This is a genomic window from Azospirillum sp. SYSU D00513 (assembly GCF_017356015.1).
In the GTDB taxonomy this organism is placed as follows: Bacteria; Pseudomonadota; Alphaproteobacteria; order Azospirillales; family Azospirillaceae; genus Azospirillum.
Genome location: NZ_JAFIQV010000083.1, coordinates 1 through 11,927, shown reverse-complemented (window position 1 = coordinate 11,927; position 11,927 = coordinate 1). Strand labels below are relative to the sequence as shown.

12 protein-coding genes are annotated in these 11,927 nt (G+C 65.9%); 3 read left to right on the top strand and 9 right to left on the bottom strand.

Annotation, left to right across the window (positions count from 1 at the left end):
* Positions 1–158: 158 nt before the first annotated feature.
* A complete protein-coding gene (locus JUB11_RS31695) occupies positions 159–863 on the bottom strand; it encodes a recombinase family protein (protein WP_207462806.1) in 705 nt (234 codons plus the stop codon).
* A 1,369-nt stretch (positions 864–2,232) separates the two neighbouring features.
* Between JUB11_RS31695 and JUB11_RS31690 the strand changes: the two genes are divergently transcribed.
* Both JUB11_RS31690 and JUB11_RS31685 read left to right on the top strand, forming a co-directional pair.
* On the top strand, positions 2,233–2,619 hold the full coding sequence (locus JUB11_RS31690; protein ID WP_207462805.1) for a response regulator: 387 nt from the start codon (positions 2,233–2,235) through the stop codon (positions 2,617–2,619).
* 1,168 nt (positions 2,620–3,787) lie between these two features.
* On the top strand, positions 3,788–4,945 hold the full coding sequence (locus JUB11_RS31685; RefSeq protein ID WP_207462804.1) for a tyrosine-type recombinase/integrase: 1,158 nt from the start codon (positions 3,788–3,790) through the stop codon (positions 4,943–4,945).
* Positions 4,946–5,242: 297 nt separating this feature from the next.
* Here JUB11_RS31685 and JUB11_RS31680 read toward each other — a convergent pair whose 3' ends face one another.
* The 4 genes from JUB11_RS31680 to JUB11_RS31665 all read right to left on the bottom strand — a co-directional run bounded on the left by JUB11_RS31680 (position 5,243) and on the right by JUB11_RS31665 (position 8,212).
* Positions 5,243–5,473: a hypothetical protein gene (locus JUB11_RS31680; RefSeq protein ID WP_207462803.1), complete on the bottom strand. Its 231-nt coding sequence runs from the start codon at positions 5,471–5,473 to the stop codon at positions 5,243–5,245.
* Positions 5,474–5,956: 483 nt separating this feature from the next.
* Complete coding sequence (locus JUB11_RS31675; RefSeq protein WP_207462802.1) at positions 5,957–6,313, bottom strand: hypothetical protein; 357 nt, start codon at positions 6,311–6,313, stop codon at positions 5,957–5,959.
* A gap of 207 nt (positions 6,314–6,520) precedes the next feature.
* A complete protein-coding gene (locus tag JUB11_RS31670; protein ID WP_207462801.1) occupies positions 6,521–7,087 on the bottom strand; it encodes a hypothetical protein in 567 nt (188 codons plus the stop codon).
* Positions 7,088–7,300: 213 nt separating this feature from the next.
* Positions 7,301–8,212 (bottom strand): LysR family transcriptional regulator, encoded by a 912-nt coding sequence (locus JUB11_RS31665; RefSeq protein WP_207462800.1) that lies wholly within the window; start codon positions 8,210–8,212, stop codon positions 7,301–7,303.
* A gap of 151 nt (positions 8,213–8,363) precedes the next feature.
* Between JUB11_RS31665 and JUB11_RS31660 the strand changes: the two genes are divergently transcribed.
* Positions 8,364–9,101 (top strand): SDR family oxidoreductase, encoded by a 738-nt coding sequence (locus JUB11_RS31660; protein ID WP_207462799.1) that lies wholly within the window; start codon positions 8,364–8,366, stop codon positions 9,099–9,101.
* 363 nt (positions 9,102–9,464) lie between these two features.
* Here JUB11_RS31660 and JUB11_RS31655 read toward each other — a convergent pair whose 3' ends face one another.
* From JUB11_RS31655 to JUB11_RS31640, 4 genes are all read right to left on the bottom strand, one after another.
* Positions 9,465–9,821, bottom strand: a complete 357-nt coding sequence (locus tag JUB11_RS31655; protein ID WP_207462798.1) for a hypothetical protein — start codon at positions 9,819–9,821, stop codon at positions 9,465–9,467.
* A 116-nt stretch (positions 9,822–9,937) separates the two neighbouring features.
* Positions 9,938–10,288 carry a hypothetical protein gene (locus tag JUB11_RS31650; protein ID WP_207462797.1) on the bottom strand — a complete coding sequence of 117 codons (351 nt, stop codon included), beginning with the start codon at positions 10,286–10,288 and terminating at the stop codon, positions 9,938–9,940.
* Positions 10,289–10,495: 207 nt separating this feature from the next.
* Complete coding sequence (locus JUB11_RS31645) at positions 10,496–11,065, bottom strand: hypothetical protein (RefSeq protein ID WP_207462796.1); 570 nt, start codon at positions 11,063–11,065, stop codon at positions 10,496–10,498.
* A gap of 357 nt (positions 11,066–11,422) precedes the next feature.
* Positions 11,423–11,644 (bottom strand): hypothetical protein, encoded by a 222-nt coding sequence (locus JUB11_RS31640; RefSeq protein ID WP_207462795.1) that lies wholly within the window; start codon positions 11,642–11,644, stop codon positions 11,423–11,425.
* Positions 11,645–11,927: the final 283 nt, after the last annotated feature.

Genomic DNA, 11,927 nt, shown 5'->3' with positions numbered 1-11,927 from the left:
GGCATGCTCAAGCAGGGAGATCAGCAAGGGGGCCGCCTTCTACCCGACCTCATCCGACCGGGCAACCGCCGCATCCGTGCACCAAACCAGCGGAGCGGGCCTTTTCCGCTCTGCGCGTGGCTATGCAGGCGGCGAAATGAGGATATCAGGCAGCCTTCTCACGCCGCCCGTAGCACCAGCTTCCGGATCGTCGTCGCGTGCCATGAGCCGCCGCGCTTGGTCCGCACGCCTTCCTGGGTGAGCTTCTTGGAAATGGCGTTGTAGCTGGCGCCACCCTTGTGCATGTCGTAGATGCGGGCGATCAGCGCGGCCTCGTCGTCGTTCCGCACCAGCTTGCCGTCCACCGCGTCGAAGCCCAGCGTCGGCCGGCTGATCACCTCACCGCGGTCCCTCTTCACTCGCATCGCTGCGGCCGTGCGCTCCCGGATCAAGCCGCGCTCCATCTCGGCGAAGCCGGCGCTCATGACGAAGAACATGCGGCCCATGGCTGAGCGGGTGTTGATGGACTGGCCGCCCATGTCGATCAGGTGCAGGCCGATGCCGGCCTTGTCCCAAGCGGAGGATTGCGCCAGGGCGTTGCCGGCGTCGCGGAACACGCGATCGAGCTTCAGGGCCACGACATGATGGACAGCGCCGGCGGCGATCAGCTGCAGCACCTCGGCGCCGCCTCTGCGGTCAGCGAAGGGCTTGCCGGCGCTGACGCCCTCGTCTGACACGACGGCGACCAGCTCGAGCCCGTGCGCCTCGCAATAGGCGCGGATGCGGGCCTCTTGGTGGGAGAGGGACAGACTGCTGTCGGCTTGGTCGTCGGTCGAGACGCGAACATAGCCGACAGTTGTGTTCTTACCCTTGCCCCTGACCATGCACGCTCCCCCTCTGAGTGGGGCGAGCGTGCCTTGCCGAGGGCCTTTGCACAAAGGTATTTTGGTGACAAGGGGTCCCTTGTGCAAAGTAGAGGGAAAATCCCTTACGGACAGGAAGCCGATTATAAGTTTTTTGTCCTGTGCCGCGAGTTCAAATTCCTTCAGCCGCTTTCATGCGCATCGAGGGCGCGCTCATGGCCCGCTCGCGCTGTTGCTATCCAGACCGGAGCCCAAAGGGGAGTGGTCATGGGTTATGGAGACGAGATGGAGCGCCGCACACTGGCGCAGCTCAGAGACATGGTGGAGCGCGAAGCACTGCTGGGCAGAGCCTCGCCAGAGGAAGTGAGTGGCCAGTGTTACGAGCTGGCAGTTCGCTCGAACGACGTGAACGGCGATGAATGCCGGTTCCCCTCCTGCAGTTGCTCCTATCCCGATTGCTCAGAATCACCGCTCCGATCAGGCGGACTCGCCTGGTTCAGAAGCCGGAAGAGCGGCTTAGCCTAGCGCGGTCAGGCCTGCACCGGCTGAGGTATGCGCGGCATCAGCTTTGGGGAAAGATGGCCCGCCGCCGGGAAGTTGGGGAGACGACGGGCCAGTCGGGACATCCGCAGCAAGGTGAGGGCTGCGGATAAGCCTGATCCTGGCCGTAACGGTGGCCAAGCTGGCGTGATAATGATGGGTCATGGAGGGCCGGCACCTGGAGGCTGATCCGCTACCCCCCTCCGGGGTGGGCATGCCGGGGAGCGGGGAACTGAGAAGGCAGGCCCGTCCGTCAAAGCCGATCTTCAACGAGCCAAGTACAAGAATGCGCCCGCCCCGATGATGGTCAAGGCGGGCGAAGTGAAGGTCGGTGATGGCGCCGCCCTGACAGGCGCCATCGATACGCTGCGCCCTTATGACAGTGCGTGCACGTGGGAAGACGCGGTAGGAGAGAGCCGAATGAGCTTGGGAAAGCGAGGAAGTCCGCCGCTACGGTGCAGTCAGGGGGATGTAGCGGCGGACCCCCGTAAGCACGGCTCAGCACTCCGTACAGTGCTGAGCGCCCAACACGCGCGCGGGCAACACTGTTCCGTTCGCCTTTGCGAAAAGCAAAAACGCCCCTGGTGTCGTCTCTCACCAGGGGCGTCTCTCGCCGTCAGGAACCGTGGAGTAACCTGAACACCGACACCCTGCCACACCGCTCGCCAGCTTGCGCAGGAGCGAAGGTATGTAGGTGCTGGGCGGGGTGGGTAACTGCGAGATGGCACCCAAAAAGGGACGCTTTTCGCGAACGACCTAACAGTCGAATCTGCATACGTAAGGGGTGAGCCTTTACAAGGCAAGATTGTGTCGTTATCTGAAGACGTCACGATTAAGAAAGTGATGGTATATGTCGACCCTATCCAAGCCTCATGTTGTTCTCGCAGAAGACGAATGCCTCTTATCTTCGTTACTGCGGGAAGTGCTTGAGGATGAAGGATATAGGGCAACAGTAACTGAGAACGGCAAGGAAGCTCTCGAAGCCGACAACGCCGATCCTGCCGACATTCTTTTAAAAGATTTACGCATGCCAGTCTTAGACGGCAACACACTGATACAGTTAATTCGCCTGCGCCGCCCCGCTTTGCCTATCGTTGTTGTCACCGGCTACGATGTGAAAGTGCCAGAGTGGGAACAGGATCGGCTGACCATGCTGCGCAAGCCCTTCGATCATGGGGCGCTTCTCAGGGCAATGCAAAGCCTGTTGGCTGCGGGCAGAACCACAAATGCGGGCTAGCCTGTCGGTTCGGAGGCGCTGAACGCAGAAACGAGAACACCCCGCCAGGGCGGATGTTCTGGCGGGGTGTCTCAGCGTACCGCAAGCGCCAGGGAGCTAAACTGACGCGGGGGTATGTTGCCAAACCCTTCGCTGAGACGCACGGGAGCGAAGGTAGGGCGATGCGGGTGGAATGAGTAGCCTCGAAATGGCACCTAAAAAGAAAACCATCCAATCCGGTGAGAGCGAGGCGGTAGGGGGCATAGTCGGAAAACTAAGTGCTCTAGCGAGAGCAATTCCACAATAGTAACGGTTGACATAAAGGTTGGCGTGAGCAGTCCGCTTTTGGACAATTGCAGGCGGGGAAAACGCACCTGTCTCCATTAACGTCTGTGGCGAGAACAGAGAGCCTATAGCGTTCTCCCTGAACCTTTAGCGGTTTAGCCCGTAAACTTGACTCCAACTTGCGAAGATCATTGCGCAGAGCAATCAACTCCGCACATCCTATGTCTTTCTGGGTATTCACAATCTGCCCCCTTGTCCGCCCCCTGTACTTTCGGCGTAGCAACGCACAGGACCCGCTTAGGTTCCTTGGAACTTCGGCGCAATTTCGAGCCAGCAACAAGAAAGAACCGCTCGAGCCGATGAGGGCTGGGCGGCAGTCGGCTAAACCGGAAACCCAAAGTGGAACGGCTCCAGCGTATCGCGCGGCCCGGCCAGCGGGAATGCGACCTTGGTGCCGTCCAGCAGCAGCCGGGCCGAATACCCCCCACTCCCGGCCATGAAGGGGCAGCTTTCTGTGGAGGGATAGGGTCGCCTGTCAAAAGCCCCCCACCGGGGAGGGGGTCACGGAAGCAGCATGGCCGCTGAAAATTCTGGCCGGCCTGGAGCACGCGAAGGACGCCAGGGCAGAAAGCTGTGTAACGGGATTTGTAACGCCGCTCCCTCGTTACAAATGAGACCGCCGTAAAGCCCCCTCGGCGAAGGCCTCCGGCCCAGGTTTTGGGGGAACTGGAAGGGAGGCGAGAGAGGTCTACAGCCCCTCCTGGGTTTGTGCCTGGTCCGCAAAAACCTAGGATTCATGCGGGTTGTAACGAGTGTAATGCCGGGGGGCTTTTAAGCCTAATAATCTAACGGTCGATAATTTCACTTATCGGGCATTCAGGCCCGGAGCGGGGCGAGGAGGGTGATGGTGGGGGATCTGGTACCGGTCGCGGTCGCGGTGGAGGGAATGGTTCTGGAGGTGGTCGGCCCGGCCATCCCCGAGGAGGACCTGGCGTTCGTCCGCCGCTGGATCCGCTCCAAGCGCAGCGCCCACACCCGGCGCGCCTACGCCGCCGACGCCCGCGACTTCCTCGCCTTCGTTCGAAGGCCGCTGCAGGATCTCACCCACGAGGACGTCCAGGACTACGCGGCGGACCTCGAGCGCCGCGGCTTGGCGCCCCGCACCCACACCCGCCGCCTGTCCGCCATCCGGGCGCTGCTTACCAAGGCGGCCGCCCGCGGCCACATCGCCCAGGACGTCGGCGGGGATGTGGCCATGCCCTTGATCGAGGATGTGCTGGCCGAGCGCATCATCCCCGAGGAAGCGGCACTGCGCCTGATCCACCTCGAACCGCACCCGCGTGACCACGCGCTCCTGCGCCTGCTCTACGGCGCCGGCCTGCGCGTGAGCGAGGCCTGCCAGCTGGCCTGGCGCCATCTCAATCCCCATCCAACCCTGCCCGGACACGGCACGATCAGCGTTCACGGGAAGGGCGGCAAGCCGCGCACCGTGCTTCTGAGCGCCGGCACCTGGCGCGTGCTGCTGGCCTTACGCGGGGCGGGCGGTGACGAGGATCCGGTGTTCCGCTCCAGGAAGGGCGGACGCCATCTCGATCCGGCGACCGTGCGGCGCATCGTCAAGCGCGCGGCGGCCCGGGTTGGCCTGTCGGAGGATCTGTCGCCGCACTGGCTGCGCCATGCCCACGCCTCCCACGCCCTCGACAACCAGGCGCCGATCCACCTGGTGAAGGAGACCCTGGGCCACGCCTCCATCGCCACGACGGCAAATACCTGCATGTGCGGCCCAACAACAGCTCCGCCCTGGCGCTCAAGGTCTGAAACGGGAGACGGGAGCATGACCACGACGACCTGGACCACGCGGCACGCCGTGGCGCGGGCGCACGGCTGCGATCTGACGGTGCTGTGGCGCGGCCCCGACACCTGGGCCTGGATCGTGACCGTCGCCGGCGCCCAGGTGGACTCCGGGGTGACCCGCTCCCTGGAGCGCGCCCAGAGCGCGGCCCTGGACGCCGCCCGGCGGCATGCCGTCGGCGGCGGACAGATCCAACTGGACATGTTTTAAGCCGCGCTTTCGGTGGGACGGATGGAGCCGGTTCGGTCGTCGCATGCCGTCCGCTGGCCTGGGGGCGCTTGATAGCGCCCGAGCCGTTTTCCTGTAATGCTACGCTACGGCTCGTTCACAGGAAGAAGGGACGGACCACGGGGGGCTGTGGTCCGTCCGAGTGCCTTTTGGAGGCGAGCACCAACATTACGCGGTGCATCCTCTTTTACGGCGTCGCGTAGACCCTGGATCAGTAACCGGGGTTCGGCAGCAAGGCGGCGGGCCCGCCCGGCCCTGCCAGTTTCATGGAGCCGGTCGTCACGCTTCGTGCGCGCGCTGTCGGGCGAATGGGCTGCGCAGCCGCGGCCCGAATGCAGCGGTTCGGGACTGCCGCCAGAGCGCGGTGTTGCCGACGCTGCTGCCGCTCACCGTGGCGTCACGCACAGCCTGCTGCTGGTGCAGCCAGGTGGACAGGTTCTGCTCGAATGCGGTCGCCTCGCGCGGGTCGGCGACGTCGAGTTCGATGGAGGCGTTGAGCACTATTCTCATGGCCGCGTTTCCTCTCCTGCGGATCGATTGGCAGCGTGCGGATCCGCATGCCGCCGGCGCTCACGGCGAGGCGAACGCCAGGACTCCATCTGTGCCGGCGAAGCACGACGTGAAGAGGGGGGTGGCAGGGATGCGGAGTCGCCATGGCGAAGACACCAGACCATCCAGAAAATGGAAGCGGCGGAGCCCTCGCTGAGAGAGCTCCGCCGCTCGCGTGTTGCGCGCCGCGCTGCCAAGGAGACGAGCCGCGCGCTCTCGGCCGTTGCTTGCATGACGCTGGTGACGATCCGAGTGAGACCAGCCGCGCTCATCTGTCCCGGATGGGACAACCCCGCGCGAGGGAAAGGGGTCTCAGGCCGGTGCGCCTGGGCTACGTCGTGGAAGCCGGGCCATGGGGGATAATTGGTGGATCAAACCTCTCCTGCTCGTGGTGGAGGGAGGATCCCGGCGGTTCGGGCCGGAGATCGCAGGAGCCTGCCGTTCTCAGTGAGCCTCGGCCCGCAGGCCGACGATGCCGACATCGGAAACCTGGGGAGCCGCCTGGGGCGCCGACACGACCGGCGTGGCGACGATGGCGGAGGAAGCCGGGGAGGCGGACAGGCCCAGCATATTGCGGGCGAAGGTCAGCTGGTCCTGCGCCTGGTCCTGGTAGCCCCAGGCGTTCAGCGAGCGCGCGGCGTTCAGCGCCGGGACGGCGGCCTCGCGGGCGTCACGGTCGGCAAGCTGGCTGGCGACCTGCGCCTCAGAGAGCTGCGAGGCGAAGTCGGCTGCGAGGCTCGTGCCCGACAGCAGGGCGACGGTGGACAGAGCAGCGGCGGCGATCGTGGTGCGGATGGTCATGGGAGGTCTCCTTGAAGGTTGCGCCCCCTTGGCGATGCGCCGGGGGCTGAGGTGGTGGCCGGTGTCGTTCCGGCCGTGAGGGAAAGCTACGAGTTCTCCACTTAGCGATAAACGATCATTGCGGAAGCATACTGTTCACGAATTGAGAACAATGCGGCGGAGGCCTGGAAGGGAAGCGGCAGGCCCCCGCCGCTGCGGTCCGGAGGGTCAGTGCGCCTCGGGGCGCAGCCCGACGATGCCGCTGTCCTGCGCGACCTGGGCGGCGCCGGAGGCGACGACCGGCTGGGCGGCCTGGGCCTGGGTGACCGGCAGGCCCAGCTTGCCGCGGGCGAAGTTCAGGTACTGCTGCGCCTTCGCCTGATTGCCGCCCGCGGCGTAGCCCTCGGCCGCGCTCAGATGGATGGCGGCGATCTCACGGGTCTCGCGGGTGGCGCCGGCGGCCTTGGCCTTAGCCTCGCTCAGCTGCCGGTCGAAGCCTTCGACCGGCTGGGGAACGGCGACCACCAGGGTGGCGACGATGGCCGTGTCGGAGAGGCCGAGCTTGGCACGGGCGTAGCTCAGGTAGTCCTGCGCCTGACCTTGAGCGCCCCAGGCGCTGAAGGACTGGGCGGCGTTCAGCGCCGGCGCCACCGCCTCGCGAGTCTCCCGGTCAACCTGACGGCTGGCGACCTGCGCCTCGTTCAGCTGCGAGCCGAAGTCGGCGGCGAGGCTCGTGCCTGACAGCAGGGCTACGGTGGACAGCGCGGCGGCGGCGATCGTGTGGCGGATGGTCATGATCTTCTCCTTGCATGTGCGACCGGATCACCCGTTCGCGGTGAGCAAGAGATAGCCGCCCGTCCCTCGTAGATAATTACCTGCTTTATGCCTTCATTGCTCCATGGGCACGAACAATGGAGAGCGCATGGAGTAGCCCGCTCCAAGATGGGCGATCAGGCCGAAGCCACCCGAGGCGGGCGGCCCTGCACGCCCCGCCCAATGTGCTGATGCTCATCCGACGTCCGGCAGGCGCCGGTTGGCATGATCGAACTGCCCGACGACCCAATCGATGAAAAGCCTCACTCTCGGGGAAAGCTGCCGGCTGGTCGGGTAGAGGACCGACACCGGCGCCGACGGTGGCGGGAACCCGGGAAGAACCTCCACCAGCCGCCCCTGCGCGAGATCCTGCTCGATGTGGAACAGGGGCATCTGCGCGAGCCCCAGACCCAGCAGGACTCCCTCCCGGAACGTCTCGGTTCCCGTGACCGAGAAGGGAGCGGCAAGTTCGACCCTTCGGACGCCGGCATCATCCACGAACTCGAACGGGAAGAGGCTTCCCGTCGTGATCGACCGAAGCCCGACCGCGCGGTGATGCGTCAGATCGTCCGGACGCTCCGGGCAACCATGGCGTTCCAGGTAGGCGGGGGCAGCGCAGGTGACGCGCTTCAGCGTGGCGACGGTGCGCCTCACGAGATCGCTGTCGGGCAACGCGCCATAGCGAAGGACGCAATCGACCCCCTCGCGCACCACATCCACCCATCGATCGCTTTCGCTCATCGCGACTTCGATCTCCGGGTAGCGCTCGAGGAATCCGGGAAGGCCGGGCAGGAGGAAATGCCGCGCCAGAGTGCCCTGCACCTCGACCCGCAGCAGCCCGCGGGGGTTGGCGCCGCGGAAGGCGCCCTCCGCATTTTCGATGTCGTCGAGGATCGCGATGCAGCGCCGGTAATAGGCTTCCCCATCCAGCGTCGGCCGCACCGTGCGCGTGGTGCGCTGGAGCAGCCGGGCGCCGAGGCGGTCCTCCAGCTGCTGAACGATCTGCGTGGCCGTCGAGCGGGGCAGGTTCAGATCGTGCGCCGCCTGGGTGAAACTCCGCCGCTCCACGACCCGGGTGAACAGTCGCATCGCATCCAGTCGATCCATGCAGCGTCTCTCCGGGTTGATCAGGCTTGGCTGGAGGCTGTTTGCTCCAACGGAACAATGCTGTTGAGGCTTGCCTGATTATCCGGATCGGTCAAGCGGGCATCCTGCCCGTACCGGCCGCACTGGGCGCCGGGCACCAAGGAGAGCAAGCATGACCGTCAGCAACAAAACCGCCCTCGTCACAGGCGCTTCGCGGGGGATCGGCGCGGCGATCGCCAAGCGCCTGGCCCAGGACGGTTTCACCATCATCGTCAACTACGCCGGAAACGCCGCCGCGGCCGAGGATCTTGCCTCGGTGATCGAAAAGGCTGGTGGCCGGGCCCTGACCGCCCAGGCCGACGTCAGCGATCCCGCCGCGGTCGCCCGCATGTGGGATGCCGCCGAGGCCGCCTTCGGCGGGATCGACGTTCTGGTCAACAACGCCGGCATCATGCGGCTGGCCAGGATCGCCGATGCCGACGATGCGCTGTTCGACAGCCAGATCGGCATCAACCTGAAGGGACCGCGCAACACCATGCGCCTGGCGGCAAAGCGCCTTCGCGAGGGCGGGCGGATCATCAACCTGTCCTCCAGCGTCGTGGGGCTCTACCAGCCGACTTACGGAATCTACGCCGCCACCAAGGCCGGCGTCGAGGCGATGACCCATGTCCTGGCCAGGGAACTCCGCGGCCGCAACATCACGGTCAACGCCATCGCGCCCGGCCCGACGGCCACGGCCCTGTTCCTCGACGGCAAGCCTGCCGCGGTGGTCGAAACCCTCGCCAAGCTGGCGCCGCTGGAACGTCTGGGCCGGCCCGAGGACATCGCCAATGCCGTCGCCTTCCTCGCCGGCCCCGACGGGGCATGGATCAACGGCCAGATCCTGCGCGCCAACGGCGGGATTGTCTGACCGTCACCTCCCTCAACGCGCTCGTGCCATCCGCGGTGGCCGATCCTGAAACGGCAAGCGGCGGAGTCCTCGCTGAGAGAGCTCCGCCGCTCGTGTGTTGCGCGCCGCGCTGCCAAGGAGACGAGCCGCGCGCTCTCGGCCGTTGCTTGCATGACGCTGGTGACGATCCGAGTGAGACCAGCCGCGCTCATCCGTCCCGTGTGGGACAACCCCGCGCGAGGGAAAGGGGTCTCAGGCCGGTGCGCCTGGGCTGCATCGTGGAAGCCGGGCCACGGGGGATAACCGGTGGATCAAACCTCTCCTGCTCGTGGTAAAGGGAGGAGTCCGGCGGTTCGGGCCGGAGATTGCAGGGACTTGCCGCCCTCAGTGAGCCTCGGCCCGCAGGCCGACGATGCCGACATCGGAAACCTGGGGAGCCGCCTGGGGCGCCGACACGACCGGCGTGGCGACGATGGCGGAGAAAGCCGGGGAGGCGGACAAGCCCAGCATATTGCGGGCGAAGGTCAGCTGGTCCTGCGCCTGGTCCTGGTAGCCCCAGGCGTTCAGCGAGCGGGCGGCGTTCAGCGCCGGAATGGCGGCCTCGCGGGCATCGCGGTCGGCAAGCTGGCTGGCAACCTGCGCCTCGGAGAGCTGCGAGCCGAAGTCGGCGGCAAAGCTCGTGCCCGACAGCAGGGCGATGGTGGACAGAGCGGCGGCAGCGATCGTGGTGCGGATGGTCATGGGAGGTCTCCTTGAAGGTTGCGCCCCGGAGGTGCGCCGGGGGCTGGGTTGGCGGCCGGCGTCATGCCGGCCGTGAGGAAGGAACTGCTGCTCGTTTCAGATGAAGGCCGGTGCGATCAGTGCGCTTCGGCGCGCAGGCCGACGATGCCGTTGCCCTCGGCGACCTGGACCGCCGCGCTCTGGGAGCTGGCGACCACCGGGGTGGCGATGACGGCCGCGCTCGACAGGCCGAGCTTGCTGCGGGCGTAGGTCAGGTAGTCCTGCGCCTGCTCCTGAGCGCCCCAGGCGCTGAAGGACTGGGCGGCGTTCAGGGCCGGCGTCACAGCTTCGCGGGTTTCCCGGTCGACCTGCTGGCTTGCGACCTGCGCCTCGTTCAACTGGGTGCCGAAATCAGCGGCGAAGCTCGTGCCCGACAGCAGGGCGACGGTGGAGAGCGCGGCGGCGGCGATCGTGGTGCGGATGGTCATGGAAGGTCTCCTTGGAGGTTGCGCCCTCTTAGCGGTGCGCCGGGGGCTGAGGGGGTGGCCGGTGTCATTCCGGCCGTGAGGGAAAGCTACGAGTTCTCCGCGTTGCGATAAACGCTCAATGCGGAAGCATACTGTTCATAAATTGAGAACAATGCGGTGGAGGCCTGGAAGGGAAGCGACAGACCCCCGCCGCTGCGGTCTGTAGGGTCAGTGCGCTTCGGGGCGCAGCCCGACGAGGCCGTTGTCCTGCGCAACCTGGAGTGCGGCACCGGAGGCGACGACCGGCTGGGCGGTCTGGGCCTGGGTGACTGGCAGACCCAGCTTGCCGCGGGCGAAGTTCAGGTACTGCTGCGCCTTCGCCTGATTGCCGCCCTGGGCGTAGCCTTCAGCCGCGCTGAGGTGGATGGCGGCGATCTCACGGGTTTCGCGGGCGGCGCCGGCGGCCTTTGCCTTGGCCTCGCTCAGCTGCCGGTCGAAGCCCTCGACCGCCTGGGGAGCGGCGACCACCGGGGTGGCGACGATGGCCGTGTCGGAGAGGCCGAGCTTGGCACGGGCGTAGCTCAGATAGTCCTGCGCCTGGTCCTGGGCGCCCCAGGCGCTGAAGGACTGGGCGGCGCTCAGGGCGGGGATCACCGCCTCGCGGGTTTCCCGGTCGACTTGATGGCTGGCAACCTGCGCCTCGTTCAGCTGAGTGCCGAAATCGGCGGCGAAGCTGGTGCCCGACAATAGGGCGACGGTGGACAACGCGGCGGCGGCGATCGTGGTGCGGATGGTCATGATGGATCTCCTGATTGGCCCGCTGGGGCCTGGGTTGATGGCCGTCGCCCTCGTGGCGCCGGCTGGTTCGTTCTGCTGTTCGGGTGGCGACCGTCGATCGCCGTGAGGGAAACATATGCTGCGATTGTATCGTGCGCGATGTTAAAGTGAGATCCCGGACCGACTGGCTGCCATGCAGATTTGTCGATGCCTATTGCATCGTGCACGATATATTTGTGGCCGTTTACCAGGAGACCGTTATGACCCACGATGCACCCAGCAAACCAAGACGAGCTTAATGTCACTTCGTTGAGATGGATGGCCCCGAAGCGGCCAGAAGGTCGCCAGAGCGCTTCTAGCCGCAGGGTTGGGAAAACGTCAGGGCTCGTCCTGAAAAGCTTGGAACGCCCGCAAATCGCGGAACGGGTGCCCCTCCCAGTGGCGGGGATTGGCGCAGCCGCGGTTGGGGCAGAACGCGAGATGGTCGGCCAGCCGGTGGGCGTCGGGGTCGTCCGGCCAGAGCCGGCGGGCCTTGGCCTTCATGCGCGCCAGATCGCGGCGCCGCCGGGCACGGGCCAGTTCGGGGGGGTGAGCTGCCATGAGTCGAGCCTCCAGGCCCCGCAGCAACGACACGCCGTCGTATCGTCCTGGACGGGGCTAGCGTGGCTGGTTCATGGCGGCTCCGACTGGTGAGAGGTAAGGAAGGTAGATTAGCAAATTTTGCTCTAAAAGTGATCCAGGATCTGGCGCGCCGTCCGACGCAATTCGTCTTGCATGCGGCGGATGCTGTCCAGCAACTGCGTGATCTGCTCCCGGTCGGGATAGCCGGGTGCAAAGCGCTCCTCCTTGGACAGCCAAAGCTTCAGCAAGCCCCCCAGCCGCC

Bases quoted from the DNA above. Each gene is read 5' to 3' on its own strand.
- JUB11_RS31695 (WP_207462806.1), bottom strand. From the start codon at position 863: ATGGTCAGGGGCAAGGGTAAGAACACAACTGTCGGCTATGTTCGCGTC.
- JUB11_RS31690 (WP_207462805.1), top strand. From the start codon at position 2,233: ATGTCGACCCTATCCAAGCCTCATGTTGTTCTCGCAGAAGACGAATGC.
- JUB11_RS31685 (WP_207462804.1), top strand. From the start codon at position 3,788: ATGGTGGGGGATCTGGTACCGGTCGCGGTCGCGGTGGAGGGAATGGTT.
- JUB11_RS31680 (WP_207462803.1), bottom strand. From the start codon at position 5,473: ATGAGAATAGTGCTCAACGCCTCCATCGAACTCGACGTCGCCGACCCG.
- JUB11_RS31675 (WP_207462802.1), bottom strand. From the start codon at position 6,313: ATGACCATCCGCACCACGATCGCCGCCGCTGCTCTGTCCACCGTCGCC.
- JUB11_RS31670 (WP_207462801.1), bottom strand. From the start codon at position 7,087: ATGACCATCCGCCACACGATCGCCGCCGCCGCGCTGTCCACCGTAGCC.
- JUB11_RS31665 (WP_207462800.1), bottom strand. From the start codon at position 8,212: ATGGATCGACTGGATGCGATGCGACTGTTCACCCGGGTCGTGGAGCGG.
- JUB11_RS31660 (WP_207462799.1), top strand. From the start codon at position 8,364: ATGACCGTCAGCAACAAAACCGCCCTCGTCACAGGCGCTTCGCGGGGG.
- JUB11_RS31655 (WP_207462798.1), bottom strand. From the start codon at position 9,821: ATGACCATCCGCACCACGATCGCTGCCGCCGCTCTGTCCACCATCGCC.
- JUB11_RS31650 (WP_207462797.1), bottom strand. From the start codon at position 10,288: ATGACCATCCGCACCACGATCGCCGCCGCCGCGCTCTCCACCGTCGCC.
- JUB11_RS31645 (WP_207462796.1), bottom strand. From the start codon at position 11,065: ATGACCATCCGCACCACGATCGCCGCCGCCGCGTTGTCCACCGTCGCC.
- JUB11_RS31640 (WP_207462795.1), bottom strand. From the start codon at position 11,644: ATGGCAGCTCACCCCCCCGAACTGGCCCGTGCCCGGCGGCGCCGCGAT.